The sequence below is a fragment of the Anaerotardibacter muris genome (assembly GCF_943192915.1).
GTDB classification, from domain to species: Bacteria; Actinomycetota; Coriobacteriia; order Coriobacteriales; family Eggerthellaceae; genus Anaerotardibacter; species Anaerotardibacter muris.
Genome location: NZ_CALPCD010000002.1, coordinates 17,932 through 44,550 on the forward strand (window position 1 = coordinate 17,932; position 26,619 = coordinate 44,550).

Below are 26,619 nucleotides of genomic sequence, written 5' to 3' on the forward strand. Positions count from 1 at the left end.
GTTGATCCGTTCGATGTTCTTTCGATGTGAGCTATGAGCTTGACCAGAAGATCACATCGGGGTCGTCTTCATTCCATTCGGTCGAGGCGCGCCAGGCGATGACCTGATACCCCGACTTGTTCGGTATTGACACTTCTATATCCAAACGCCTGCCTCCAGGCTGTTCGAATGCAACCTTCAGCACGCCATTCTCGAACGTAGCGCCTTCAGGCAGATCGAGAGAATCGAGCGCTGCTGCGACCGTCGGTGATGCTGCGAGCGCTGCATCAAGTCTGGCAAGGAAGGTCTGGCCTTCAAGTTCGTTCGCATACATCTCGATGGTGGATGCTTCCTGACGCGAGGTGATGGACTCTTCAGCCCGCGAAGTAGTGAGTGCGAGCACGGCCATAACCGCCAAGCACAACACGATAGTGAGCACGAGGATGCTCACTGGCCCGACACGGACCGATCCCTGTCTTCCTGCCATCAACGCTCACCCGCCTTCACATACCGAGCAGTCTCGAGTTCGCAATAGAGCGTAGGGCCTTCTTCAGGACTTGAATCTTCAATATCGTAGACGCTGATGGTAGCCGTATAGAGCGTACCAGTGGACTGAGGCTCATCGGTGACCGAAGTGTAGGCGACCAGATCATCCACCACTTCTACTTCAGGCACGCTCAGTGGGTCGGCGGCGAAAGCTTCAGCCACATCAGCGGCAAGATGCACCGCTTCAACACGGCTGTAGTTATCTTCACCCTTCTGCTCTGCATAGGCGAACATCTCGATGAGCACCGAGAAGCAACCGCAGACCAGCGCCAACAAGATGAGCATCTCGATGATGAATGCGATACCTGAGCGACTGTGGGTCTGCTTTTGAGTAGTGGCACGAAAGAGCGGCTTCATCATGCAGCCCCCTCTTCACTACGCAGTGCGATATCAACACTGCCGCTGTCGGTATAGATGGTGAGCAGATTGTCCGAATAGGTGAAATCGAACAGCTCGGATTCGAACAGCTCGAGCGCTTTCTGAGGAGCGTAAGGGGTACCTGCCAGCGCATATTCATAAACGATCGAACCGCGATAAGAATACAGACGAGTCTCATAGCTTCCCGCGCCTTCCACGGTCTCGAAGAATACGAGCGAGCGACCTTCGGGGCCTTCACCTACGCGGATGGCATGATGGATGTCGTTGGAATGGATGACATTAGCAAGAAATGATTGTTCGACACGCTGCGTGCTCTCATCTTCCGCCAGATTGTTGAGCGACTGGTAGACATTGATGCCGAAGAAGAACGTGAAGAGTAGCACTACGATGAACAAGCCGAAGAGGACCGCAGCGAACATGCGATTGGTCGATTCGCTCTTGGGCTTCTTCGTGGAACGCAGCGCTGAAGGCTGGAAGACCGCATTGGTCTGGTCAACTTCGCCGAATGCGAAACGCGCTGGCGTCGAGAGTGCATCGGTGAGCAGCGGTGTTGCGATGGTCATATGCTTCTTCGAGCGCTTCATCGAGGCACCACCACGATACTAGGAAGCACGTTGCTGCCGAGCACCTCATAGATGACGACATAGTCTTCATGGTTCACGCGAAGATCGTAATTGTCTTCGAGATAGGAAAGATTCGTAGGGAACGATCCTTCGATAGCCGCACACTGCATCGCCGCATTCAGGATGGTATTACGGATCGAGGCTGCACCCTGTTCACGCGCGTTCGAGAAGACGACGTTGAGAGCGATAACGAGCGCAATGACAAGAGCGCACACCACGACCACCACGGTGATGATGCGATTGCGCGTTTTATTGCGCTGCTCTTTCGTTGGTTCCTTATACACGCTTGATCCTTATAACCTTGGATTCGCCATTCATTGAACGCAAGATCGGGTGTGACCCGCCGCTTAGCTGATCGACCCCATGACGCCGATAAGGGGCAGCATGACCGAGATGAGCGTTGCGCCCACCGCTACGGTAAGGAATGCCGCCATGATAGGCTCGACGCTGTCGATGACCTCGTCGATGTCGGAGATGGCTTCATTGAAGAACAGCGAGGAGAGCTGGATGAGCACATTATCCAAGCTGCCCGAACGGGAAGCGACCGTGAGCATGCGCACATACACCGCATCGAAGAGCTCGACCTCACTGATGGCTTGCACGATACTACGCGGATTTTCGCTATCGATCATGAGCTCATAGGTCTTCGCAACATTGCCCTTCAAGCGGTCATGGGTGACCGTTGCACGCGAGGCATCCATGGCCTCATCCGTATTCAGGCCCGATGCGATGTAGATGGCGAGCGCTGAAACGAAGCGGGAAAGGGCCAATTCATACATAGCATCGCGCGTGAGCGGTATCTTCTCGAGCCACTTCAAGAGCGACTGCCTGCCGCCTGGGAAGCGGGTCATGATCATAGCTACAACGAACACGATAGCCAAGACGAGCGTGACGACCAGCGCGACCCAGCCGATACCGATCGCGATGCTGACCTCGTTGAACGAACCAGCGGTGAGCGAACCAGAGAGGCGTTCGTAAACGCCGATGAACACTGGCAAGATGACGATGACAGCAAAGAGCAAGATGACGCTCATGATGCAGAGGAGCGCAGTGGGATAACCAATGCTCGAAGCGATCTTCGAGAACAGGCGCGACTCTTCGCTGTAGTAGACGCTCAAGCTACGCAGCACATCTTCCAGATGGCCAGAGCGCTCGCCCACCGCCACCATGTCGGTGGCATAGCGCGGGAACACGCCCGTATCCTGCATGGACTGCGCGAGGCTCTTGCCGCTGATGAGGCTTCGGTAGATCTGCTTGCAAGTTTTACCGAATGAGGTATCGCCCATATCATCGGCGAGCATATGGACCGCTTCATCGGTCTGGATGCCAACCGAGAGCATGAGTGCAACGCTATCGCAAAAGACGCTGACCGCAGCACTATCTGCAAGACGCTGTGCCATGATGTGTGCTCCTATCTGGCCCTGGCGAACAGGGGGCCAAACTATGGTTAGTGGCGCAGCTACCTTGACCACGCCAACGATTTCACTAGCTCTCTATTGTAGCGTTAACTCCATGAAAATACGCCGTGAACAGTCTATACTTGAAGAAATAGTAAGGTAAACGTGCAATTTTCTTGAGTTTGTTCGACAGCGAGCGCGCTTGCTTTCGATTTGCGCGGCATCTCGCTATAATGGTTCGACTAGGCTTGAGGGTCTTTCATGTCCTCTGGCCTGAAGATTCGCTGACACCATCCTGTTTGAGATGGGCACAGGAAGAGGGTCCCTGATCGGTGACTAGAACGCGCAACATATCTTTGCTCAGCTTGCTCTTTGCGCTGATCGCATGCGTGATATGCGCTTGTCTTCTGGTGGGCTGCGGCGGTGGTGGCGGTGCTACCAGCGAAGGAACCGCCGAAGATACCGCGGGCGACCCTTTCACCCCACCGAGCAACATCGCGCTGTCGGTCTTCAATGCTTCGGCAGCCACTGGTCAGAACAATGCATTCATCGACATATCCCAAGCATCCTTAGGATATGTGGGCGCCTCAGCAACTTCGGGCAGCCGCCTGAAGCTCCAAGTGACCAAGAACGGTCAGTCCATGAATTACGACATGCCCTCGGATGGCACACCTATCATCGCTCCGCTTGACATGGGCAATGGCACCTACACCATCTCGGTCATGCAGAACACATCGGGCTCGCGCTACGCTGAGCTGTATTCCACCAGCGTGAATGCCAAGCTCCAGACCGAACAAGCGCCTTATTTGGTTCCCAATGTCTTTTGCGATTACGATGAGAACAGCCAGGTGGTCTGGAAGGCCCGCGAGCTGACCCAAAACGCTGAAAATGAAGGCGATGCACTACGGCTCATCTACGAATGGATCGAGAACAATGTTTCATACGATAATGCGAAAGCCGAACAATTAGCGGGTAAGTCGGGCTATATCCCCGATCCCGATGAGACGCTCCAGACCCAGCGTGGCATCTGCTTCGATTATGCTTCATTGGCTGCTGCGATGCTTCGCAGCTTAGGGATCCCCTGCCAGATCGTGACTGGTTACGTTTCACCTGATGGCGTTTATCATGCCTGGAACATGGTGTGGATAGATGGCAGCTGGAAAGCCGCCCACTTCACCGTGAATCCTAAAGATTGGACCCGGGTAGACCTGACCTTCGCCGCTAATGGCGCGGGCTCCACCGTAGGCGATGGCAGCAATTACACCGACCGCTACGTCTACTGATCGCATGATCGGGAGCGGCGCAAGAACATCTGGGGCACTTTTGCCTCCGTCCCGCCTCCGTCCCCTTTTCGTCCTGGACGGTTTTCAAAACACGATTGGTGTGGCTTCAGGAAATACGTTATAATCTTGACCTCGTAAGGAACGGTCATGTATGGCTCGTTCTGAGCGAAGAAACTGGGCCATCGTCCAATGGTAGGACTCTGGTTTTTGGTACCAGCTATGTAGGTTCGAATCCTGCTGGCCCAGCCAGTTTCGACACAAGAAAGCCCCTCTGATCAAGAGGGGCTTTTGTTTTGCGCACGGCAGGCTTTTCTCAAAACAAGGTCAAGATCCAAAACGCCAAGATCAACTTACGCCACGGAAAAGATGACCTGTGGTCGTGCCATCGGCGCGAGAGACACGATCACCACTCTTGAGAGCGATATCGCGAGCACGCACGGCACGGGCAACCTTCTTGGTCACCTGCTCAACATTCATCAACGTCGTGTCCACCATGAAAGCAGAGATGCCTGCTGCGATAAGATCGGGGGCAGCGTGTGCCACATCGAATTCGACCGCGTTATACAAATGGCTGCGACCGAACGCGTCAGTAACGACGGGCAGTTCGTAACCTTTGCGATCCTTCAGGAAATGCGGGCTCTTTCGGCGTGCGCAATGTTCGCAGTCTTCATTACACGGCCCCTGGCTCATGAGCAAGCAATGCTCGGTCACCATCAGTTCAGTCTGACCGATGATGGTAAGACCCAACGGCACAGGGCTGACCTCCCCTAACTCTTCGATCTGATAGAGCGTCAACTCTGGCGAGAGCCACACTCGATCAGCACCGAAGTCGTGAGCCAGCTGCAGATCGATGCGGTTCGTGAACGGCAAGAATGGGCCGATCTCGAGCGCTGCTCCGAGTTCGGTGGCATGGATGACCTGACCGAGGTTCTGAACCATGACCGGTTTATCTTCCTTCACGCGATTCCACACATCGAAGCCGCCACGACGCTGCTCGTCACCATCGTGTGAGACCACGGGCATCACAGGGATGCACTGCTTCGGATAACCCGCTTGCTCAGCGGTCTCAGAGCGTTGGCCAGCGATGATCGCTTCACCGCGACGATAGTTCAACACGGGAACATAGATCAGGTCGGCACCTGCACGTTTTGCTGCACGCGCACACGCAGGATTCGTGGCAAGTACCGCGACCTTACAAGAACCTTTGCGGATACGCGGGGCATAAACGCGCGATGGCGCCCTCTCGAGCGAACGGTGGTCGAAGGGAGCGAGCAGTGCCTTCTCGAGCTGCTCACAAGCACGAGCACGTAACTTGTGGAGCGCGGAGAAGCCGATGCCAACGCCTTCATCGAGCTCGACCTCAACCGAAGAAGCGATGAAGGGCGTCGAGCCCAGACGATCGATATGCTCGACCACCTCCTCACGCGATACCGCCTTGGTACGCGCTGGCTCAACCATATCGCCTTCGACATTCACGCTCACCACATCAGGAAGCGCTGCAACGGCAGGAGCATCATCAGCTTCGAGCGCTCCCCCACGCCAGGGATTCGACGTAGAGACCTCGATAGAGAGCGGCTCGCCAAGAGCAAGCTTCGCCCTGATCTGGATGGGGATGCGCGAATCTGAAGCGCTATCGTGGAATGCCGCTTCTGCACTGCGTACACGAAATACGCGATCACCCTGACCGAGCGGCTTCTCTACCTGCATGACCACATGACCGTCAGGCAGCGTCTTCAGTTCAGAAACCTGGTGGATGACGTGTCCCTTATTGGTCCAGAACTCGATCACATCACCTTCGACGAGCGAAAGCGCTGGATCGATCTCCACCCGGCTCCCCTTCACCTTCACCACGCGACCCGCGAAGCTCCCGCGGTTATTCGGGCGACCGTAGCCCATGATCTCGTTGCCTCGCTGACCTTCAAGATAAGCCGTAGTGAATCCGCGCGAGAACGCATCAGAGAGTTGCTGGAGCTCTTCCTCGGTGGCGCGAGGCGCATTTCTCCAATCAAGATCCTCGAACGAGACGTCGTCATCGAGCTGCACGTGTGCCCACGTATAGAAGCGGTCGAGCACCGCGCGATAGACGCGCGTGACGCAGCTGACGTATTCGGGCGATTTCATGCGGCCTTCGATCTTGAGCGAAGAGACCCCCGCATGGATGAGTTCGGGGATTATCTCAGCTGTGCATAGATCCTTGGGCGAGAGCAGATGTTCACCAGGTGCCTCGAGCGGCTTGCGCAACGCCTTGTTCCGTAGTTCATAGGGCAGACGACATGCCTGTGCGCACATACCTCGATTAGCCGAACGACCTCCAACCATCGACGACATGAAGCACTGTCCCGAATAGCATACGCACAGCGCACCATGCGCGAAGCATTCGGTCTCTATGCCAAGATCGGCAGCGAAGTGGCTCAGATCAGCCACTTCAGCAAGCGAAAGCTCGCGCGCGAGCGTGACGCGTTTGGCACCGAGCGCGGCTTCGGCCACGATGCCGTCTTTAGTATGCGTGTTCATCTGAGTAGAGATATGCACGCGCGCACCAGGAATGGTGCGGGCGATCTCTTGCGCGAGACCACAATCCTGCACGATGAACGCATCGACACCTGCACGATAAGCCTGCCGCGCCAATTCGAGAGCATCCCAGATCTCGGAGGGCAATATCACGGTATTCACCGTCAGATACACCCTCACACCACGCAAGTGGGCATACGTGCAAGCCTCCTGCAGCGTTTCGATGGTGAAGTTATCGGCACTGCGACGCGCATTGAACGATGATGCGCCCAGATAGACCGCATCCGCACCCGCACTCACCGCTGCATGAAGGCAGGTCATATTCCCTGCTGGCGCTAAAAGTTCGATTCGTTTCATGGCTTCCTCTGAATATGGCACTGCACCAGAACAGCGCATGCGCTTCCCCGTGCAGGATCTACGAATATGATGTCGGCGGCATGTCTCACCTGAGCTTAGCCGCTACACGCTCAGAAAGACTGTCGGGCGAACCTAGGCGTCGGAAGCTTTCTGATCAGCGTTCTGGATCGCTTCGATGCCTGCTTCATAATGAGAGCGCACATCATCCAGGCGACTGCCATAGGTGCCATAGTCGAATTTGCCGTTCTCAGGTGCCTTCACGTCTTCGTAGAGCGCCACATAAGCCGCGAAAGCGCTCTGCAATTCCTCAACACCCTTCACATAATCGGACTGGATGTCCTTCATGTCGTCAGGCACCGAAAGATCCTTGAGCTTATCGACTGAATTATTGATATTGGCCAACTGCGTGCTGAGCGAAACGACTTCGCCATCTTTGATGATGGTGGCGAATTCGGTCATCTCTGCATCGATCTCTTCCATGATCTGGTTCACATTCGCCATGTACTGGCGGTTGAGCGTTTGAGGGTCGTTCGCCTGAGTGGCGCCCGATGCACAGCCTGTCAAGAGCAACGCACAAGCAATGCCAAGCGCCGCCAAGATGCCCGCAAAACGGGCCTGAAGAGAGATCGTTTTCGTCTTGTTCGTCATAGCTTCCTTCACTTTTTTCCTTATGGGAGCAGCTCCCTTGAGATCCGTCTTTTGAAGATGGTGCCTGCTTCGACCGATGAAGTGCCGCGTGCACAAGAGCAACTTGAAAGGACCCGCCAGAGCAACCATCTTTCGCTCGATGGCTGTAAGCGAGCATGCAGCTCTGTAGCCCTGTAGCTCTGCCTGTGGTCTTAGGTGCCTGAAGCAGCCCCTTCACCGGCTGTTCCTCCACCGCCTGAAGCAGGTGGTGTGGTGGTCCCGCCGCCAGCGCCCTCTCCGGTGCCACCAGCGTTGCCGCCTTCACTACCTGTTCCGCTACCGGCTCCTGCAGAGCCCGTACCTTCGTTAGCAGTGCCTTCATCATCAGGCTTCGTGGTCTCTGCGGGCTTCTCTTCTTCTGGCTCTTCGCCTTCAGCAGAAACATCTTTGCCCGACGAACCCGAGCCGTGACCGATATCGGTCTTAGTGAACTTGATGGTGCCCGCGCCTTCAGGGAAGTCTTCCTTTTCAGCATTGCGCAACAGCTTGTTCACAAAATCGCCGAAGATGCTGTCGGCAGCCACCCAAGAGGGCATGGATTTCTCGTTACGATCACCGATCCAGATAGCGACCGAGATCTGAGGTGTGATGCCACAGAACCATTTGTCGCGATAATCTTCAGAAGTACCCGTCTTGCCTGCAACAGGCTGATCGCTATAGAGTGCTGCGTTGCGACCCGTACCACGCTGAACAACACCTTCCATGACCTCGACCGCAGCCTGGGTCAGGTCGGTGCTGATGACCTTTTGACCCTGCGTGTCAGCGCGATAGATGACATGGCCAGAAGAATCAGTGATCTCCTCGATGCAATTCGCTTTATGCAGCGTGCCGCCATTGGCGATAGTGGCATACGCTTGCGCCATCTCAAGAACGCTGACCTCTTCTACGCCTAGCGTGATCGAAGGTACGGCATCGAGGTCAGATTCGATACCGCACTTGTGTGCCATATCGACCACTTTCTGGGGACCGATCTCGGTGCAGAGTTCCGCAAAGCCCGTATTGGATGAGACCGCGAACGCGCTCTCGATGCTTCGCGTGCCGTAGTTCGCGTTACCGTAATTAGCCACTTCCCAGTCGCCGATCTTCACCTTCGAAGTGCAGTTCAGATTCGTCTCAGGAGAATAGCCTTCATCAAGGGCTGCCAGCAGCGTGAAGGTCTTGAAGGACGAACCTGCCTGACGCTTTGCCTGGGTGGCAAGGTTGAATTCATCGGTATGGAAATCTCGACCGCCTACCATGGCTTGGATGAAGCCCGTATCGGGATCGATAGCAACCAGCGCCACTTCCAAATTGTCGGGCAGACTATCGAGCTTGCGATCGACCGCAGCTTCAGCCAGATCCTGCGTATTGGGATCGAGCGTGGTCTTCACTACCAAGCCGCCCTTGAATACTTCGTTGACCGAATAATCTTGCAGCAGCGTATCGCGCACGTAGCTGGTGAAATAGTCGTACTTCATGATGCCATTGGTGGATTCTTCGCGCGTGACATTCAGTTCGAGCGGAGTCTCACGAGCAGCATCGAATTCTTCTTGGGTGATGTAGTTGTTGCTGAGCATGCGGTCGAGCACCAGGTTGCGGCGCGAAAGACAAGCATCAGGGTTGTCGATGGGATTGTTGTAGGTGGGCGACTGCGGGATACCGATGAGCGCAGCGGCCTCTGGAAGCGTCAGGTCCTTCGCGGGCTTCGAGAAATAGAGCTGCGAAGCTGCTTCGATGCCATAAGCGCCCTGACCATAATTGATGGTGTTGAGATACATTTGCAAGATCTCATCTTTGCTGTACATCTTCTCAAGCTCAAGAGAGATGTATGCCTCGCGAACCTTGCGCTTGATGGTCGATTCGGTTGCTTCGTCGGCTAGAACAGTGTTTCGCACGAACTGCTGGGTGATGGTGGATGCACCTTCCCTACCCGTACCGGTGATATTCACCACGATAGCGCGAGCGATGCCCATCAGGTCAACGCCGTCATGCTCATAGAAGCGCTCGTCTTCAGTAGCGACCGTACCTTCGAGCACGTATTTGCTCATCTCGGAAAGATCGACTGGATCGCGATTCTCGACATAGAATTCAGCGAGCAGCGTTTCGCCATCATTGGCATAGACGCGGGTCTTCTCCGCGTAGTTGAATGCAGTGGAATCTTTGTAATCGGGCAGATCCTGAAGCCAGACCGTGCCTGCAGCTACTGCTGCGACCGCACCAGATCCGAGGATGACCAGCACGATGCCCAGAGCGATCATTGCTTTGCTGAGCGGCTGGCGTTTTTTGCGATGGGCCCTCTTCTTGCGAGTACGAAGCGACATCCTACCTCCATAGATATACTGCTCCGTATTTTATCACGGGCGCGCCACTTGCAAGCACACCAACTACCGTGTGGGGGTATTCACACGGTTTAGTCATACATCGCAAGGAATTTGTAAGGTTTTTATGGTGGAAAGCCGTCATACAGCGACAGACCGCGAAGGATCGCAGCTTCCTGATGACCAGCACCGCCAGAACGCAGTAAGCTCCTGCCAGGACGCCCGTTCGCCTAGCGGGGCGGCTCCCATTCGAAGAACCAGTCATTATCGTTCGTGTACGCATCTTCAGCAAGCTGCATCTGCTGATGCACGGCATCGTTGCCCGTGCCGCCAAAGGTATTGCGCGCCGCGACGATGCTCTCCAGGTCCAGCGCTTCGGTGATGTCCGCTTCGAACAGATCGCTTTCAGCTTTGAAGTCTTCCAGGCTCAGATCGTCCAGGTCGCAACCGCGCTTATCACACAAAAGCACCAGATGGCCTACCACTTCATGAGCCTTGCGGAAGGGCATGCCCTTCTTAGCCAGGTAGTCAGCCACATCCGTTGCTGCAAGATAACCCTTGCGCGCTTGCTCGACCATCGCTTCCTTGTTCACCTTCATGGTGGCGATCATGCCTTCCATGCAGGTCAGGCAATCGAACAAGGTGCGTGCAGCATCGATGACGCCTTCCTTATCTTCCTGAAGATCCTTGTTGTAGGCAAGCGGGAGCGACTTCATGGTGACCAAGAGCGCCACCAGATCGCCCACGACCCTGCCCGACTTGCCACGGATGAGCTCCGCGAAATCAGGGTTCTTCTTCTGAGGCATGATCGATGAGCCGGTCGAATACGCATCGGAGAGCGTGATGAAACCGAATTCAGACGTGGACCACAAGATGATCTCTTCGGAAAGACGCGAAAGATGGATCATGCTCACGCTGGCCGCATAATCCAGGTCGAGCAAGAAATCACGATCGGATACCGCATCGAGCGAATTAGGGATCGTACCGCTAAAGCCCAGCATGTCCGTAGTAGCGAAGCGATCGAGCGGATAGGTGGTGCCAGCGAGCGCAGCAGATCCGAGCGGATTCATGTTGGCTGCATCATAAGCCTGACGCAAACGACCGAAGTCGCGCGTGAACATCCAGTAGTATGCCAAGAAGTGGTGCGTGAGCAACACAGGTTGCGCATGTTGAAGATGCGTATATCCAGGCAGATAGACGCCTTCGTTCTGCGCTGCCACCGCCAGAAGCGTCTTGCGCAGCTTCAGGTTCGCCTCCATCAGCTCGCGTGCGAGCTCTTTAGCATAAAGGCGCGTATCGGTGATGACCTGGTCATTGCGCGAACGACCCGTATGCAAGCGTGCGCCCGCATCGCCGATGCGCTCGGTGAGCACCTTCTCGATGGACATGTGGATGTCCTCGTCGTTGATGTCGAACGTGAAGTCACCTTCGTCGATATCGCGCTCGATCTGCTCGAGACCGTCGACGATAGCCTGAGCGTCATCATCGGAGATGACGCCTTGCTTGGCGAGCATGCGCGCATGCGCCATGGACCCTGCGATATCTTGCTTGTACATTGCCTTATCAACAGGAAGCGATGCGCCGAATTCTTGCGTGAATTGGCTTACTCCTTGCTCGAAACGCCCAGACCACAGTGCCATCTCTACTCCACAACCTCGCCATCGGTCTTGCCATGCTCGCTGCGGTTCTTCGCCCATACGCGGGTGGAAAGACCATACAGATCGATGAAGCCCTTGGCAGAATCGCGATTGAAGGTATCGGCTGCATCATAGGTTGCCAGGCCATAGTCATAGAGCGAGAAGTCTGACTTGCGACCCGTGACCGTGCAAGTGCCCTTGTAGAACTTCAGGCGCACAACGCCATCGAGGCAGGTCTGGGTGGTGGCCAGGAACTGATCCATAGCGTGCTTGAGCGGCGAGAACCACTGACCGTTGTAGACCAGCGTTGCCCAATCCTGCTCCATATGCAGCTTGTAGCGCAGCACTTCACGCTCGAGGCACATATCTTCCAGTGCGCGATGAGCAGCGATCAACGCCAGGGCACCAGGAGCTTCGTAACATTCACGGCTCTTCACACCAACCATTCGATTCTCGATCATATCGATGCGACCGAAGCCGTTGGAGCCTGCGATATGGTTCATCTTCTCGATGATGTCGAGGTATGACATCTCCACGCCATCGATAGCGCAAGGAACGCCGCCCTTGAAGGTGATCTCGACCTCCGTGGGAGCGTCAGGCGCTTCTTCGGGAGAAACGGTCATGGTGTAGATATCCAGCGGAGGTGCAGCCCACGGGTCTTCGAGCACACCGCACTCGATAGCGCGGCCCCACAGATTATCGTCGATGGAATAGGGCTTTGCTTTGGTGGCCTCAACAGGAACATCGTGAGCTTCCGCATATTCGATCTCCTCTTCACGGGTATGAAGGTCCCATTCGCGAACAGGAGCCAAGATCTCGATGGAAGGATCGAGGGCCTGGATGGACGTTTCGAAACGCACCTGGTCGTTACCCTTGCCCGTGCAGCCATGAGCGATGTACTTCGCTCCTTCCTTATGAGCGATATCTACGAGGAACTTCGAGATGAGCGGACGCGAAAGGGCCGAGACCAGCGGATACTTGTTCTCGAACTGGGCGTTCGCAGCGAGCGCCTTGGTAAGGTAATCCTGAGCGAAGATCTCGCGCATGTCGATAACATAGCATTCGATAGCACCGGTCTTGAGCGCCTTTTCCTTCACGGCTTCAAGGCCTTCGTGCTCCTGGCCGACTTCGCCGACCACTGCGATAACGTCGAGGTCCTTTTCTTCCTGGAGCCATTTGATGCAGACCGAGGTGTCCAAACCACCGGAATACGCAAGTACGACTTTATCTTTTGCCATGTTTCTTCCTTCCTGAACTGGCTTTGTTTCCATCAATGCATTGTAGCGTTCGATACGCGTGCACGCTACTGGAGAATCTATTCAGCATCCTTTGCAGAATCGCTGTTCTTCGTGCCTTCAGCCGAAGCGTCGGAGGCGGGATCCGAAGGAGCGCTTTGGGCACCTGATAGTTTCTCGACAGCAGCTGCCTGGAGCTTATCGCCCAGCTTGCCTTCGACCGAGCCCACCTTTTCTTTCAGCATATTCATGACATCTTTGAAATCTGCATTCAAGCCTTCAGCTTCTTTGAGCAGATCTTCGTACTCCTTTTGGGCGGCAGCAGCTTCCTCAGCGGCCTTCTGAGCGGCTTTAGCTGCTTCGACCTCCTTCTGCTTGGATGCTTCGAAGATGCCTGGCAGCGCCTCGATGAGCTTGTCGATGTCGGCCTGCGTGACGATGAGCGGCGGCAGGAAACGCAGCGTGTGATCACCGGTCGCATTCAGCAGAAAGCCCGCATCGAGACCAGCCTCCACCACGAAAGGAGCCTTGAATTCTTCTTTGATATCGGCACCGATCATCAAGCCTGAACCACGCACGTCAGTGACAGCATCGAGCGCGAGCAGCTTCTCAGCGAAGTAGTCGCCCATCTCTTCGACACGCTGACCGAAGTTCTCCTTGGAAAGCGTATCGAGCGTAGCGAGTGCCGCCGCCATGGCCAGATTACTACCACCGAAGGTGGAGCCATGATCGCCTGGCTCGAAGGCATCAGCCACTTCGATGCGCGCGATGCAGCCGCCCGTAGGCATGCCCGAAGCCACGCCCTTAGCGAAGGTGATGATGTCGGGGGTGATGGCGGCATTCTGGAATTCGAAGGGCCAGGTGCCACAGCGATAGAAACCAGTCTGCACCTCATCGGCGATGAAGAGCGCACCGTTGCGACGCGCAAGCTTCGTTGCCTCGAAGAGATAATCAGGGTCGATGGGATGCACGCCCGATTCGCCCTGAATGGGTTCGACCATCATAGCTGCGATCTGACCTGGATATTCCCACCAGATATTGCGCAGCGCGTCCATGTCATTGGGAGGGATGGCAACGAATCCCTCTGGCAGCGGAGCGAACTTCTCCTGCTTTGCGGGCTGTGCGGTAGCTGCCAGCGTTGCCAGCGTACGACCATGGAAGCTGCCTTCCAGCACCACGATGATATGACCACCGCTCGATTCCTTCTTCGCCCACAAACGCGCCAGCTTGATGGCACATTCGTTAGCTTCGGCGCCAGAGTTCGCGAAGAACGTCTTCCAAGGTGCGCGGAAGAAGCGCGGAACGCATTCATTGGCCATATCAGAGATGAGCTTGGCAACTTCGCCACGCTTCTCGATGTAGTAATAGTTGCTCACATGGATGAGCTTTTGAGCTTGTTCGGTGATAGCGTTGACCACCGCTGGATGGCAATGACCCAGACTATCGCAACCGATGCCCGCGATGAAGTCGAGATAGGTCTTGCCTTCATCATCGGTCACTTCCATGCCTTTGCCTTCGACCAAGCACACAGGCTTACGTTTGAACGTAGGCATGACGAAGGTGTCGTCAAGTTTCGTCACTTCTTCAAAAGACATTGCATTTGCCATTGAGCTTCCCCCTGCTCGTCCCTTAGAGATTTTCCATCAGACGAGACGCCAGCAATCCAAGCGGTGCGTAATCGTCCTTCATGTTATGTTCATCGTCATTATATATGAGCGTACCCGCGCCAGCGGACGTGAGCAACTCGAGCAAGAGCGAGTGTGGCTTGGTGCCGTTGATGATATGGGCGCGATGGACACCCGCCTCCAATGCAAGCACGCAAGACTGGAGCTTAGGGATCATGCCCTTGCTGACCGTACCAGCGTTGAGCATAGCGCGCGTTTCATCCAGAGACATGCGAGATACCAGCGTATCCTTGTCGTCGAAGTCTTCGTAGAAGCCATCAACATCCGTAAGGAAGATGATCTTGTGCGCACCGATGGCTCCAGCGACCGCGCAGGCCACCGCATCAGCATTGATATTGAACGATCCGCCATCTTCGCCCTTGCCCACCGAAGCGATGATGGGCACGTAGTCTGCATCGATGAGCGTCTTCAAGTAGGCGGGGTTCACATCGATGACCGTGCCCACACGACCAAGTTCAGGGCTGCGCTGCTCGGCGATGATGGTGCCTGCGTCAGCGCCATTCACACCCACGGCCAGGTTGCCATGCTGGTTCATAGCGCGCACGAGCTCTTCGTTCACCTTGCCCACGAGCGTCATCTTCACCACTTCCATGGCTTCAGCCGAAGTGACACGCTGACCATTGACGAACTCGACATCCAGATCGAAGCGGTTCATGTTCTCGGTGATGGCCGCACCGCCGCCGTGTACGATAACAGGGTTCACGCCCATGATCTTCAGCATGACGATATCGGACATGACCGCATCGCGCAGCTTCGGATCGACCATAGCAGCACCGCCATATTTGATGACGATGGTCTTTCCGGTCTGATTCTTGATCCACGGGAAGGCTTCGATCAGCACCTCCGCGGTATGGGAAGAAGTAAGCTTTCTCTCTTTAGCGTAATTCATGGTAATTCTCCAACGGTCGATAGGTTCATTTAACAACAAGTGTTGTTACGCACGGGTAACGGAGCGCTTATGTTCGGTAATCGCCGTTGATACGCACGTAGTCGTAGGAGAAATCGCACGTCCACATCGTGGTCGATGCATCGCCTGCACCAAGATCAGCTTCCAGCACGATCTCGGGCTCTTCGAAGTGTTTGAGAGCTTCGTCTTCGTCGAATTCGAGCGCAAGACCTTTACGACAAACAGGGATGCCCATGATATCGATGGACACGTCTTCTTGGTTGAAACGCGCACCCGAACGCCCGAGCGCACCTGCGATACGACCCCAATTAGCATCGTGGCCGAAGATCGCAGTCTTCACGAGCGGCGAATTCGCCACCGTACGCGCGGCTAGATCTGCCTCCTCAGCGCTGCGCGCACCCGTGATCTTCACGGTAACGAGCTTGGTAGCGCCTTCTCCATCGCGAGCCATCATGCGTGCGAGCGTCTGGGTAACGTAGCTAAGCGCCGCTACGAATTCGTCGAAGGCCTGCGTGCCCTCTTTGATAGCAGGAGCTTGCGAAGCCGCCTTGCCGCTTGCGAACAGGAAACAACAATCATTGGTTGAGGTATCGGAATCCACCGTGATCTTGTTGAAGCTCTCATTCACGCACGTTACGAGCGCGGTGTGGAGCGCTTCAGGAGAGAAAGGAGCGTCAGTGGTGAGCACGGAGATCATGGTTGCCATGTTGGGCATAATCATGCCCGATCCCTTGGACATACCACCCACGGTGAAGCGCTTGCCCGCATAGGCTGGATCTGCGCTCACGTAGCTGACCGCTACTTCTTTGGAGACGGTATCGGTCGTCATGATGGCGCGAGCTGCATCAGAGCCACCCTCCGTACTGACCTGCGCACGCAGAGCATCGATGGCACTATATGGTGCCAGATCAAGGATCTGCCCGATCACGCCTGTAGAAGCCACCAACACGTCATCTGCACTGCAGCCGATAGCTTCACCGACCAATTCGCAAGCCTGCTGCGCAGCCGCAAGTCCCACTGACCCGGTAGCCGCATTAGCATTGCCTGAATTGATGACGATGGCGCGACCAAGACCATATCCACGCTGATCAAGGTGAGCCTTCGATACCTGGATAGGAGCAGCGCAAAAGACATTCTGCGTGAACGTAGCTGCTACGGGACACAGCTCGTCTGCTTCAACGAGCGCTAGATCCAGGCGGTTGGGGTCGCGGCGAAATCCCGCGTGGATGCCACCAGCTCGAAAGCCTGCAGCACTGGTCACGCCGCCGTGCTCGATGATCTCAAGGTTATCATTCGGTGCTTCTGATGAAGGATGTTTAGCCATGGTTCTTTCCTTATAGATGATGCGCTGCGAGCGTCACGAAGATCGCTCGTAGATAAGTGTACTTGTTCGGGATGAGGAACGCTCGATCTGGTTTGCAGTTCGCAGGCAATGGAGCCGAGAAACACTGCTATGCGTTTAGACGGGCATAGCTACCAGGTCGAGCCCGCATCGCTGCTCGAATCCGCAGACGATGTTTGCGCACTGGACAGCCTGGCCAGCAGCCCCTTTGCAGAGATTGTCGATAGCGCAGACAGCGATGAGCGTGCCCGTGGTCTTCTGGAAGGCGATGCCGATATGAGCATTGTTCGTGCCCACCACCGAAGCGGTGCGCGGCATCTGGCCAAGTGGCAAGACCGTTACGAAAGGATAGTCTTCGTTGTAGGTTGCTTCATAGAGAGCATGGAGCGTCTCGAGGGTATGCTCTTCGCGTGCTCCAGCAGAAAGCTGCATGGTGACCGTAGAGAGCAAGCCGCGATTCGCGGGCGCAAGATGCGGCGTGAAGACAAGGCGGTCCTGCAATCCAAGGATCTGCTCGATCTCGGGCGTGTGACGATGGGATGCCACACCATAGGCCTCGAAGTTATTGTTCGCGTTGCAGAAATGAGTGCGCGGCGTTGCACTGCGGCCCGCACCACTCACACCAGAGATAGCATCGACCACAACGATCCCTTCGGTCAATTCGACCGCAGGATAAGCTGCGAGCGAAGTTGCCGTGGGATAGCAGCCCGCACAAGCCACGAGCGTTGGATGATGCTGAGCATGGAGCTTACGTGCTTCGAGCAGCGCAGCTTCGGTGATCTCGGGCAAGCCGAAGAAAGCATGTTCGAGCAATTCGGTCTGCGTATGCGGCGTGCCATACCACTGTTCGAAGATGGCGGGGTCCTTCAAGCGAAAGTCAGCCGACAGATCGAACACCGAAACATCTGATGCCAACAGGTCAGGCACGAGTGCCATAGCTGCAGTATGCGGAGTTGCCATGAATACCACATCGCAATCAGCCAGCGTTGCAGTGTTATGAGCTTCGAACTCAAGGTCGCATACGCCTTTGAAAGCTGGATACAAGTCCGCGATAGCCACACCTTCATCAGTGGAAGACGTGATGACGCGCAGATCGAATTCAGGATGGCGAGAGAGGATTCGCACTAGTTCAGCTCCCGCATATCCAGCAGCGCCAATGATGCCCGTTGCTAATCCCATAAGCCATTCCTTTCTTATCTCGCGTCTCGATCAAGATTCTGATTCGCTAATGATACCCCTTTACCGTACCAGCCAATCCTTCTTTTCCGAGAACGACCCGCGCTTGTCGCGTGCACCAGCATCATAGCTGCAAGAGGTGGGGTCGTAGATTCATTCTGAACACAAGCAAAAAAAGAACCCGGTCGAATAACCGGGTTCCGTAAAATGCATGAGGCAGTGCAGCGCATGAGCCCGAAGGGCGAACAGCGGAACGGATGAATCCGAGACCTCACCCCTTGCAGCCTCGCTGTTCGCAGAGACGAACCTTGAGCTAGTCGAGAACCTCTTCAAGGGTGATCTCGAAATTCAGATCCTTGCCTGCCATCTCATGGTTCATGTCGAAGACCACTTCTTTGTCATTGACCTCGACCACCTTGACCGGGAACGCCTGACCACCAGGAGCCTGCATGTAGACCGTCTGGCCAACAGGCAGATCATCGACATCAGGCACGTTCTCGCGCGGGATGCGCTGCACGAGCTGCTCATCGCGTTCACCATATGCTTCAGCTGCAGGGATGTGGACCTTCTTGGTCTCGCCCACTTCCATGTCAACGACTGCGGCATCGAAACCAGGGATCATCATGCCCGCCATTGAAGTGAACTCCAGCGGCTCGCCGCGCTCTACTGACGAATCGAATACCGTGCCATCATCGAACGTGCCCACATAGTGAACGCGTACTTTCTTACCTTCATTGCTCATGATGTTTCCTTTCATTGGAAGAGCATTTTCTTTTGCTGGAAGTGTAGCGCATATTGCCAGCCAGCCTAATTCCTGACACAGAATCGTCAAACAAGAACACGCAACCACTGCCCGCTAACCACCATCGCTCGCCTTCGATGCAGAGCTCATACCTTTTGCGCTCTGCGATCATGAACAGCATTGATATGCCCGCGCGATCGATGATGCACAGTTACCGATGTTCGACTCGCTCAGTGCGCCGTGGTCGATGAACAACCTGCTATCAAGATAATCCGATCTTGATAGATCAAGAGCATCCGCCCGTCCAATGAGGAAATCTTCAAGCGGCTCGATCAGCAAGCCTTCTTCTAATGCTGCATCGGCAAGCTCACGTGCAGATACCGGCCCATCGACGCGCAAGAGCCCGTGCGACCCCGCGAATGCATTCTCTAAGACCAGATCCGTCAGCTTCTCCTGCCTCATTGCTCGCGCAAGTTCTGTAGCATTTGCCCGGAAATGAGTGCGTAAGCGATTTATGTGCCGTTCATACTCTCCCGACTCGATGAAGCGCGCCAAAGCTAGTTGGTCGATGGCATTCGCAGTACAAGAATAGAATCCGAAGTGCTCGCGAAACTTCTGGGCTAGAACGTCCGGGAGCACCATGTAGCTCATGCGAAAGGCTGGTCCGAGCGACTTGGTGAAGGTATTGAGATAGATCACTTTTTGCTGTGCATCGATGCTCTGCAACGAAGGAATGGGGCGACCAGAGAATTGCAGCTCACTATCATGGTCGTCTTCGATGATGAAGCGTTCATCGTCGCCTGCAGCCCAAGCCAAAAGCTCATACCTTCGAGAAATGCTCATGATCTGACCCGTAGGATATTGATGAGTCGGCATGACGTGAGCAACGCTCGCCCCCGATGAGCGAAGGCTATCGAGCTCGATACCATCTTCGTTGAGCGGAATGGGCGCTATGGTCACATCGTTTGCTCGATAGATGCGTGCAAGACGACCATATCCAGGGTCTTCGAGCGCGTAGCGATGACCGCGGCCGATCAATTGCACGATCAATTGATAGAGCACTTGTGAACCAGCACCGATCACAACATTATCAGGGTTCACTTCCATGCCTCGATAACCCAAGAGGAAACGAGCGATGGCCTTGCGTAGCGCGCGCGATCCAAAAGCCCCCGACTCAGAAACGAGCACTTTCTCGTCAGCGTTGGTGAGCACCTTGCGCACATGAAAAGCCCAACGATCATAAGGGAAGAGGCCCTTGCTTGGCGCTCTCCCTGACAGATCGATGTCCACGGACTTGCTCGCGCGTTCGCGTTCCATATCAATTGGATGCTTCAGGCGAAGAGCGCTCTTTTGCTGGTGATCTTGATCGATCGAGCTGTCGAGCGCGTAAGACTCTCGGGGCACGCCTACGCTGTCATGCTCGTGACGCTTTCGAACATCGCGCAACTGTGCGATATCGTTAACGTAATAGCCTCGCCTTTCGATAGACCGAATATATCCTTCTGCGATCAACTGGCTGTATGCCCCTTCAACGGTTATAAGGCTCACTGCAAGGTGCTGGGCGAGCTTACGCTTAGATGGCATCCTTTCCCCAGCATGCAGAACGTTCGAGATGATGTCGTTCTTGATCGACTCATAGAGATATTCATATAGAGGTCGTTCGCCTCTTTTTGCTAGGTCATACGTGATCACGAGAATACCAACCTCATCGTTAGGAAGAATGAGTCGAAACAAGTATATCTGGATTTGCACTGATCATAATCTGGTTATATCAGATTATGCATTTTTGGCTATATGAATAGGTTCAATAACCTTTAACGTTATCACCATGTTCGATTACACGAATAGCGACCATTGAGGAGAAAGCCATGAACGATGCATCCGATATTTCGACAGCGCAAACAGCCTCCCCTGACCGAACTGCGCTGAACCGCCAATTGGCGCAAATGCTCAAAGGTGGTGTGATCATGGACGTGACCACACCCGAACAAGCGCGGATAGCTGAGGCTGCTGGAGCATGCGCTGTCATGGCACTTGAGCGCATTCCCGCCGATATTCGCGCGGCTGGTGGCGTTTCACGCATGAGCGACCCGAAGATGATCAGATCGATCCAAGAAGCGGTCAGCATCCCCGTGATGGCGAAGTGCAGGATCGGGCATTTCGTAGAAGCGCAGGTGCTCGAAGCGATCGAGATAGATTATATCGACGAATCAGAGGTGCTCTCTCCTGCAGATGACACGTTCCATATCGACAAGAAGCGTTTTGCCGCGCCTTTCGTGTGCGGAGCACGCGATCTAGGAGAAGCTCTGCGTCGCATTGCAGAGGGTGCTTCCATGATCCGTACGAAAGGCGAGCCAGGGACCGGAGATGTGGTGCAAGCAGTGCGACATATGCGCATCATCAATGGCCAGATCGCCAAAGTATCCTCCTTGCACGAGGATGAGCTCTACGAAGAAGCCAAAAGGCTCGCAGTCCCGCTCGACCTCTTGCGCGAGGTCCATAAAACCGGAAAGCTCCCCGTGGTCAACTTCGCAGCAGGTGGCGTAGCAACTCCAGCGGATGCCGCCTTGATGATGCAATTAGGAGCAGAAGGCGTATTCGTGGGGTCAGGTATCTTCAAGTCGGGTGACCCAGTCAAGCGAGCGAATGCCATCGTGGGCGCGGTCACCAACTATACCGATGCAGAACTTATCGCTCGCCTCTCCGAGGACCTGGGTGAAGCGATGGTGGGCATCAATGCTGAAGAGATCGAGATCATCATGGAAGAACGCGGGCAATAGCATGACCTGCGCGATCATAGCCGTACAAGGCGCATTTGCCGAACACGAAAGACGCCTTGCTGCACTCGGCGAGAAGGTGTTCGAAGTGCGTCAGGCGTCTGATCTGAAACAGCCTTTTGACCGCCTCGTGTTACCAGGAGGAGAGAGCACGGCACAAAGCAAATTGCTGAGCGATCTTGGGTTATCCTGCTCGCTGCATGACCTTATAGACCAAGGAATTCCTGTGCTCGGCACCTGCGCAGGATTGATCTTGCTTGCACAAAGCATCGATGGTCGCGGGGATATTCACGACCAGGCCAACAAAACTTCTGAATTGGATTCACCTGTCGAACAACTGAAAACGCTTCCCGTAGGAGTGATGCGAAACGGATACGGCCGGCAACTTGGAAGCTTCAGAACAGTCGGGAGCTTTGCTGGCGAAGGCCACATTCCGATGACCTTCATCCGCGCGCCACGCATAACCCAGCTCTACTCTCCTGAAGTGAAGGTCCTTGCCGAAGTTAACGGATCACCCGTTGCCGTGCGATTCAAGAACCAGCTCGCTGTTGCTTTTCATCCTGAGCTCGATGATGATCCGCGTGTCCTCGAGTATTTCCTCTCGATATAGGGGCGCATTCTTCCACGGACCTACCCGAAGAACTCTATGGTCTTCCGAGCGATGAAAGGCGGCGAAGCACGTTATTCGACCTCATCTTCTGGATGCGGGTGTTGATCGAAATACCCTGTCTGGCCTCGGACGTTCCAGGCACACGCTACCAAGAAGAGCAAGATGGCCAAGGTGAGCACTGCCGCGGGATTGAGCTGACCCTGAGATATCTTGCTTGCCAGATCCCACAAAGCCAGCAACCCATCGAGAGAAACGATCCAGAAGAACAAGGTGATCTTGGTAGGATCTTTCGCGCCGATAAGGCCCGAGATAGCCACAGCAAGCCCGACCACGCCCGCTACGAGCGTCTCCCCGCCTAAGACGATGCTCGGGATAAGATCGAACGATTTCATACCGAAGAATTCCGCCAGCACCATGAACACAACACCCACTACGCACAAGAGCACCGCCAAAGCGAACATGACCACGCAAGCGTAGTAGGTGCGGCGCTGCCATTTCGTGAACGAGCTCTTATCAGCGGAGAACAGCTTCACTGGCTTCCTTCCTGGATCTTTGTCCTTCGTTTCTCTCTTAGGATTTTGTCGCAAACATGCTCTTAGCAACCATGCGCTGATGTTGGCAAACTACGAACGAACTTCGGCCCCTGTTGCACCGCATACCTTCTTGATCAGGCGTTCGTGCTGCTTATTGACCTCTTCGGTCGTGAGCGTCTTTTCAGGAGAACGATATTCCAGCGCATAAGCCATGGACTTCTTGCCCGCGCCCAAGCGATCGGCATCGCGATAGACATCGAAGAGCTGGATGCTCGAAAGCAGCTTGCCACCTGCCGAGGTCATCACCTGGATGAGCTTCTCATTGGTAACGTCTTCATCGACCACCAATGCGATGTCCATGGTGACCGCCGGGAACAGCGGCACGTCCACATAATCGCGCGCAGGCTGGCTCGTCTTCACCAGCGCATCAAGATCAAGCTCGAAGGCGACTACGGGTGCATTCGCATCGAAAGCATCGACCGCAAGCGGATGGATCTCGCCCACCCAACCGAGCACCGTGCCACCCGAGAGCACCTGCGCAGCACGGCCTGGCTGCAGATGCGGTGCTTCTTCGGCAGAGAGCGCTTTGAAGCGAACTTTTGGCGTAGCCAGTTCACGCAGCAGATTCTCAATGACACCTTTGCCATCGAAGAAATCGAACGCTGCAGGCGATGCATTCCAAGCAGGATCGCCCATAGCACCCGCCATCACAGCAGCCACGCGTTCCTTCTCCTTTGGTTTCTTCTTGCCGTCAGCAGCGAAAAAGACGCGTCCTGTTTCATAGAGCTGGACGTTCTTCACGCCATGGCTCTGGTTGTAAGCCAGTGAATGGAGCAGGCCAGGGATGATGGACTGACGCATGATGGACTGTTCTGCATTGAGCGGATTGAGCAGCTCAACAGGCATGCCAAGATCGGTCTTATCCATGCGCAGCTTATCAAGATCACCTGGTTCAGCGAAAGAATAGGTGACGGTCTCATTCAGGCCACTAGCGCGAAGAGTGTCGTTGATCTTCTCGATCCGCTGCTCTGCTAGGGTGCGCTTGCCGATGCGGCCAGCGCCCGCAGGTAGCGTAGGCTCGATGCGATCCATGCCATAGAGGCGAAGCACCTCTTCATACAGATCGATCTCGCGCTCAAGATCGGGACGGAATGTTGGCGCTAACACATGGAGCAGCTCGCCTTCAGCGCAGTCTGCAGCCTTGGATGTCTCAATATCAGCGATAGTGACCGCACAACCCAAGCGCTTGAGTGTTTCGATGATGTAGTCACGCTCGATATGCGCACCCATCATCGCATTGAAACGCGGGATGCGGAAATCGAGCATGACCGCTTCGGTCTGCTGCTCCCACACGTCAACGATGCCGGGGCGCACGGTGCCACCCGATATCTCTGCGATGAGCGCTGCAGCAGCATCAGAAAGTGCTGCGATAGGGTTGTCGTCAACACCACGTTCATAGCGCAGCGAAGATTCGCTGATCAGACCCAGATTACGACTCGTACGACTCGTATGCGCGCGACTGAAGGTAGCGGCCTCGAGCAGGACCGTGGTGGTCTCATCGGTTACTTCTGAATCAAGACCACCCATAACGCCTGCCAGCGCCACTGCGCGCTCAGGCGTTGCGATAACGGTCATATCAGGCGTAAGATCGCGCTCTTCCCCATCAAGGGTAACGAGCTTCTCACCCTCTTCGGCAGGGCGAACGACGATGTGAGCCTTGCCTTCAGCATTCTTAAGCTTGTCGAAATCGAACGCGTGGAGCGGTTGACCGAACAGGAACAGGATGTAGTTCGTCGCGTCGACGATGTTGTTGATGGGACGTGCGCCAGCCGCAATGATGCGCTCTGCCAGCCAGTCAGGGCTCGGGCCGATCTTCACGTTCTCGATCACGCGTGCGGTGTAGCGATCGCAACGTGCAGGATCAGATATGGTCACTGAAACAGCATCGGCAGTAGGCTCAAGATCCTGATTCTCGCCCAGGTTGAAGATCGGGTCGTTCAAAGGGTCAGTGAAATCACGTTCGTACATAGCGCCCACTTCGCGAGCCATGCCCTTCATGGACAAACAATCTGGGCGGTTCGGAGTGATCTCAAGATCGAGAATCTTATCGGAGAGCTGCATATAGTCCGCAAACGGCATGCCGATAGGCGCATCTGCGGGCAAGATCATGATGCCATCATGGTCGGACCCCAAGCCCAGCTCACGTTCGGAGCAGTTCATGCCGTTGCTCACTACGCCACGGAGCTTGGATTTCTTGATCTTGAAGTCGCCGAATTCGGCACCGACCATCGCTACAGGGATCTTGTCATTCTCGTTGAAGTTCTGCGCACCGCATACGATCTGCAATGGCTCGGGATTACCGTCTTCGCCAACGTTGTTCTGACCCACGTTCACCTGGCAGACCCACATATGATCCGAATCTGGATGCGCCTTCTTCTCGACGATCTGGCCAACTACCACCTTATCGAAGGTCGCGCCTGCAACTTCAACACCTTCAACGCCCGTGCCCGTTAAGTCCAAACGGTCACAGAACGCCTTCAGGTCCGCAGGCACTTCAACGTATTCACTTAACCATTTCAAAGAAACTTTCATTTTTTATCCTTTAACTTCAAACCAATTCCAGTTCGAATACTTACTCTTTCTATTCCCTGACTTCCTTGATCGGTACGGTCAGCGAGGGTTCGTCTCGTGCATATGATTGCCATGTTGCGCGGCCGAGCGCACTTCGCACTAAGGGGAAGCGCAAGAGCGGCGAGCGTGCGAGCGAGACGAAGCCGCGTCATCAATGCAGTTCTTAGAACTGCCTCAGGAAGCGCATATCCCCTTCGAGCAGCATGCGCAGGTCAGGGACGTTGTACTTCAAGCACGCCACACGCTCGACACCTACACCGAACGCAAAACCCGAATACACTTCAGGATCGATGCCTGAATAGCGCAACACGTTAGGGTCGACCATGCCACAGCCCAAGATCTCGAGCCAGCCAGTGCCCTTGCAGAAGCGACAACCTTCGCCGTGGCAGATCCCGCAGCTCACGTCCACTTCCGCAGACGGCTCCGTGAACGGGAAATAGTGAGCACGGAAACGCGTCTTGCGCTCCTCGCCGAACATCTGCTTACAGAAATAATCGAGCGTGCCCTTCAGGTCGCCGAACGTGATGCCTTTGTCCACCACCAAGCCCTCGATCTGATTGAACTGTGGAAGATGAGAAGGGTCGGCCACATCACGACGATACACCTTGCCTGGTGCGATGATGTAGATGGGCAGTTCCTGGTCCTCCATCGCGTGAACCTGCACGCCTGAAGTCTGCGTGCGCAACAACACGTCCGACTCGCCCTTCACGTTGGTGGTATCACCCGATAGGTCGCGCACATAGAACGTGTCCTGCATGCTGCGAGAAGGATGGTCGGCTGGCGCATTGAGCGCTTCGAAGTTGTAATAGTCGGTCTCGACCTCGGGGCCCGTTGCCACCGAATAGCCGATCCCCATGAATACTTCCGCGATCTCATCAGTGATGCGGTTGATCAGGTGACGCGTGCCCATCTGCTGAGCACGACCTGGTAACGTGATATCGAGCGCATCAGCCTGCATGCGAGCCTCGAGTTCGGCACCTGCGAGCGCCTTCTTCTGCGCCTCGAGCGCCGATTCGATCTGGTTGCGCGCAATGTTCACCGTCTTGCCCACTTCGGCGCGCTCTTCAGGAGCGACCTGGTTCATGGAGCGCAGATAACCTGTTAAACTGCCCGATTTTCCTACGACCTTGATGCGGATCGCTTCCAGTTCATCGGTAGTGGCCGCCGCAGCGATCTCTGCGAGCGTGGCCGCCTGCAACGCAGTGACTTCATCAATGACCGACATACACTCTGCCTTTCTTCGTCATATCCTCGTTCTTCGTAACTCTGTCTTGCTCGCGGATGTT

Annotated in this window: 22 protein-coding genes and 1 tRNA gene; 4 read left to right on the forward strand and 19 right to left on the reverse strand. The window is 55.2% G+C overall.

The genetic code is table 11. From position 1 onward, the window contains the following. Nucleotides 1-31 precede the first annotated feature (31 nt). The 5 genes from NFR25_RS01955 to NFR25_RS01975 form a co-directional block, all read right to left on the reverse strand. Complete coding sequence (locus NFR25_RS01955) at nt 32-466, reverse strand: hypothetical protein (protein WP_251197581.1); 435 nt, start codon at nt 464-466, stop codon at nt 32-34. Next, entirely contained in the window at nt 466-885 is a 420-nt protein-coding gene (locus NFR25_RS01960; protein WP_251197582.1) for a hypothetical protein, read from the reverse strand. The genes NFR25_RS01955 and NFR25_RS01960 overlap by 1 nt, the downstream gene beginning before the upstream one ends. After that, a complete protein-coding gene (locus tag NFR25_RS01965) occupies nt 882-1,487 on the reverse strand; it encodes a DUF4860 domain-containing protein (RefSeq protein WP_251197583.1) in 606 nt (201 codons plus the stop codon). Before NFR25_RS01965 ends, NFR25_RS01960 begins: the two co-directional genes overlap by 4 nt. After that, nucleotides 1,484-1,810 (reverse strand): hypothetical protein, encoded by a 327-nt coding sequence (locus tag NFR25_RS01970; protein ID WP_251197584.1) that lies wholly within the window; start codon nt 1,808-1,810, stop codon nt 1,484-1,486. The genes NFR25_RS01965 and NFR25_RS01970 overlap by 4 nt, the downstream gene beginning before the upstream one ends. A gap of 63 nt (nt 1,811-1,873) precedes the next feature. Continuing rightward, nucleotides 1,874-2,926, reverse strand: coding sequence for a type II secretion system F family protein (locus NFR25_RS01975; protein ID WP_251197585.1), 1,053 nt, complete (start codon nt 2,924-2,926; stop codon nt 1,874-1,876). 329 nt (nt 2,927-3,255) lie between these two features. Here NFR25_RS01975 and NFR25_RS01980 point away from each other — a divergent pair, with 329 nt between their 5' ends. Both NFR25_RS01980 and NFR25_RS01985 read left to right on the forward strand, forming a co-directional pair. After that, nucleotides 3,256-4,206: a transglutaminase-like domain-containing protein gene (locus tag NFR25_RS01980; protein WP_251197586.1), complete on the forward strand. Its 951-nt coding sequence runs from the start codon at nt 3,256-3,258 to the stop codon at nt 4,204-4,206. Nucleotides 4,207-4,381: 175 nt separating this feature from the next. Next, nucleotides 4,382-4,455: transfer RNA gene (locus NFR25_RS01985), tRNA-Gln, on the forward strand. Nucleotides 4,456-4,551: 96 nt separating this feature from the next. Here the strand turns inward: NFR25_RS01985 and NFR25_RS01990 are convergent. The 11 genes from NFR25_RS01990 to pdxR form a co-directional block, all read right to left on the reverse strand. Beyond that, nucleotides 4,552-7,074, reverse strand: a complete 2,523-nt coding sequence (locus NFR25_RS01990) for a U32 family peptidase (RefSeq protein ID WP_251197587.1) — start codon at nt 7,072-7,074, stop codon at nt 4,552-4,554. 132 nt (nt 7,075-7,206) lie between these two features. After that, complete coding sequence (locus tag NFR25_RS01995) at nt 7,207-7,734, reverse strand: hypothetical protein (protein WP_251197588.1); 528 nt, start codon at nt 7,732-7,734, stop codon at nt 7,207-7,209. 179 nt (nt 7,735-7,913) lie between these two features. Further along, a complete protein-coding gene (locus tag NFR25_RS02000; protein ID WP_251197589.1) occupies nt 7,914-10,061 on the reverse strand; it encodes a transglycosylase domain-containing protein in 2,148 nt (715 codons plus the stop codon). Nucleotides 10,062-10,288: 227 nt separating this feature from the next. Then, nucleotides 10,289-11,698 carry an argininosuccinate lyase gene (gene argH / locus NFR25_RS02005; RefSeq protein WP_251197590.1) on the reverse strand — a complete coding sequence of 470 codons (1,410 nt, stop codon included), beginning with the start codon at nt 11,696-11,698 and terminating at the stop codon, nt 10,289-10,291. Between the two features lie 2 nt (nt 11,699-11,700). After that, nucleotides 11,701-12,933 carry an argininosuccinate synthase gene (locus NFR25_RS02010; RefSeq protein ID WP_251197591.1) on the reverse strand — a complete coding sequence of 411 codons (1,233 nt, stop codon included), beginning with the start codon at nt 12,931-12,933 and terminating at the stop codon, nt 11,701-11,703. 77 nt (nt 12,934-13,010) lie between these two features. Next, nucleotides 13,011-14,537, reverse strand: coding sequence for an acetylornithine/succinylornithine family transaminase (locus NFR25_RS02015; RefSeq protein WP_338024367.1), 1,527 nt, complete (start codon nt 14,535-14,537; stop codon nt 13,011-13,013). Between the two features lie 22 nt (nt 14,538-14,559). Then, the gene (gene argB / locus NFR25_RS02020) at nt 14,560-15,504 is read right to left on the reverse strand and encodes an acetylglutamate kinase (protein ID WP_251197592.1); all 945 of its coding nucleotides are present in this window, start codon (nt 15,502-15,504) and stop codon (nt 14,560-14,562) included. 67 nt (nt 15,505-15,571) lie between these two features. After that, complete coding sequence (gene argJ, locus NFR25_RS02025) at nt 15,572-16,846, reverse strand: bifunctional glutamate N-acetyltransferase/amino-acid acetyltransferase ArgJ (RefSeq protein ID WP_251197593.1); 1,275 nt, start codon at nt 16,844-16,846, stop codon at nt 15,572-15,574. A gap of 135 nt (nt 16,847-16,981) precedes the next feature. Next, nucleotides 16,982-18,043, reverse strand: a complete 1,062-nt coding sequence (argC, locus tag NFR25_RS02030; protein WP_251197594.1) for an N-acetyl-gamma-glutamyl-phosphate reductase — start codon at nt 18,041-18,043, stop codon at nt 16,982-16,984. Between the two features lie 310 nt (nt 18,044-18,353). Beyond that, nucleotides 18,354-18,782, reverse strand: a complete 429-nt coding sequence (locus NFR25_RS02035; RefSeq protein WP_251197595.1) for an FKBP-type peptidyl-prolyl cis-trans isomerase — start codon at nt 18,780-18,782, stop codon at nt 18,354-18,356. A gap of 168 nt (nt 18,783-18,950) precedes the next feature. Further along, entirely contained in the window at nt 18,951-20,534 is a 1,584-nt protein-coding gene (pdxR, locus tag NFR25_RS02040; RefSeq protein WP_338024369.1) for a MocR-like pyridoxine biosynthesis transcription factor PdxR, read from the reverse strand. Between the two features lie 116 nt (nt 20,535-20,650). On the opposite strand from pdxR, the gene pdxS reads away from it, so the two are divergent. Beyond that, on the forward strand, nt 20,651-21,562 hold the full coding sequence (gene pdxS / locus NFR25_RS02045; RefSeq protein WP_251197597.1) for a pyridoxal 5'-phosphate synthase lyase subunit PdxS: 912 nt from the start codon (nt 20,651-20,653) through the stop codon (nt 21,560-21,562). A 1-nt stretch (nt 21,563) separates the two neighbouring features. After that, nucleotides 21,564-22,169 carry a pyridoxal 5'-phosphate synthase glutaminase subunit PdxT gene (gene pdxT, locus NFR25_RS02050; protein ID WP_251197598.1) on the forward strand — a complete coding sequence of 202 codons (606 nt, stop codon included), beginning with the start codon at nt 21,564-21,566 and terminating at the stop codon, nt 22,167-22,169. A 71-nt stretch (nt 22,170-22,240) separates the two neighbouring features. On the opposite strand, the gene NFR25_RS02055 is transcribed toward pdxT, so the two are convergent. From NFR25_RS02055 to pheS, 3 genes are all read right to left on the reverse strand, one after another. Next, nucleotides 22,241-22,702, reverse strand: coding sequence for a hypothetical protein (locus tag NFR25_RS02055; RefSeq protein WP_251197599.1), 462 nt, complete (start codon nt 22,700-22,702; stop codon nt 22,241-22,243). 90 nt (nt 22,703-22,792) lie between these two features. Next, the gene (pheT, locus tag NFR25_RS02060) at nt 22,793-25,294 is read right to left on the reverse strand and encodes a phenylalanine--tRNA ligase subunit beta (RefSeq protein ID WP_251197600.1); all 2,502 of its coding nucleotides are present in this window, start codon (nt 25,292-25,294) and stop codon (nt 22,793-22,795) included. Nucleotides 25,295-25,496: 202 nt separating this feature from the next. Beyond that, nucleotides 25,497-26,558 carry a phenylalanine--tRNA ligase subunit alpha gene (pheS, locus tag NFR25_RS02065; RefSeq protein WP_251197601.1) on the reverse strand — a complete coding sequence of 354 codons (1,062 nt, stop codon included), beginning with the start codon at nt 26,556-26,558 and terminating at the stop codon, nt 25,497-25,499. Nucleotides 26,559-26,619 lie beyond the last annotated feature (61 nt).

Excerpts from the sequence above, each read along its gene's own strand:
- pdxT (WP_251197598.1), top strand. The coding sequence starts at position 21,564 with ATGACCTGCGCGATCATAGCCGTACAAGGCGCATTTGCCGAACACGAA.
- NFR25_RS02000 (WP_251197589.1), bottom strand. The coding sequence starts at position 10,061 with ATGTCGCTTCGTACTCGCAAGAAGAGGGCCCATCGCAAAAAACGCCAG.
- NFR25_RS02010 (WP_251197591.1), bottom strand. The coding sequence starts at position 12,933 with ATGGCAAAAGATAAAGTCGTACTTGCGTATTCCGGTGGTTTGGACACC.
- argB (WP_251197592.1), bottom strand. The coding sequence starts at position 15,504 with ATGAATTACGCTAAAGAGAGAAAGCTTACTTCTTCCCATACCGCGGAG.
- argJ (WP_251197593.1), bottom strand. The coding sequence starts at position 16,846 with ATGGCTAAACATCCTTCATCAGAAGCACCGAATGATAACCTTGAGATC.
- pheT (WP_251197600.1), bottom strand. The coding sequence starts at position 25,294 with ATGAAAGTTTCTTTGAAATGGTTAAGTGAATACGTTGAAGTGCCTGCG.
- pdxS (WP_251197597.1), top strand. The coding sequence starts at position 20,651 with ATGAACGATGCATCCGATATTTCGACAGCGCAAACAGCCTCCCCTGAC.
- NFR25_RS01960 (WP_251197582.1), bottom strand. The coding sequence starts at position 885 with ATGATGAAGCCGCTCTTTCGTGCCACTACTCAAAAGCAGACCCACAGT.
- pheS (WP_251197601.1), bottom strand. The coding sequence starts at position 26,558 with ATGTCGGTCATTGATGAAGTCACTGCGTTGCAGGCGGCCACGCTCGCA.
- argH (WP_251197590.1), bottom strand. The coding sequence starts at position 11,698 with ATGGCACTGTGGTCTGGGCGTTTCGAGCAAGGAGTAAGCCAATTCACG.
- NFR25_RS01955 (WP_251197581.1), bottom strand. The coding sequence starts at position 466 with ATGGCAGGAAGACAGGGATCGGTCCGTGTCGGGCCAGTGAGCATCCTC.
- argC (WP_251197594.1), bottom strand. The coding sequence starts at position 18,043 with ATGGGATTAGCAACGGGCATCATTGGCGCTGCTGGATATGCGGGAGCT.
- NFR25_RS02015 (WP_338024367.1), bottom strand. The coding sequence starts at position 14,537 with ATGGCAAATGCAATGTCTTTTGAAGAAGTGACGAAACTTGACGACACC.
- NFR25_RS01965 (WP_251197583.1), bottom strand. The coding sequence starts at position 1,487 with ATGAAGCGCTCGAAGAAGCATATGACCATCGCAACACCGCTGCTCACC.
- NFR25_RS01990 (WP_251197587.1), bottom strand. The coding sequence starts at position 7,074 with ATGAAACGAATCGAACTTTTAGCGCCAGCAGGGAATATGACCTGCCTT.
- NFR25_RS01975 (WP_251197585.1), bottom strand. The coding sequence starts at position 2,926 with ATGGCACAGCGTCTTGCAGATAGTGCTGCGGTCAGCGTCTTTTGCGAT.
- NFR25_RS02035 (WP_251197595.1), bottom strand. The coding sequence starts at position 18,782 with ATGAGCAATGAAGGTAAGAAAGTACGCGTTCACTATGTGGGCACGTTC.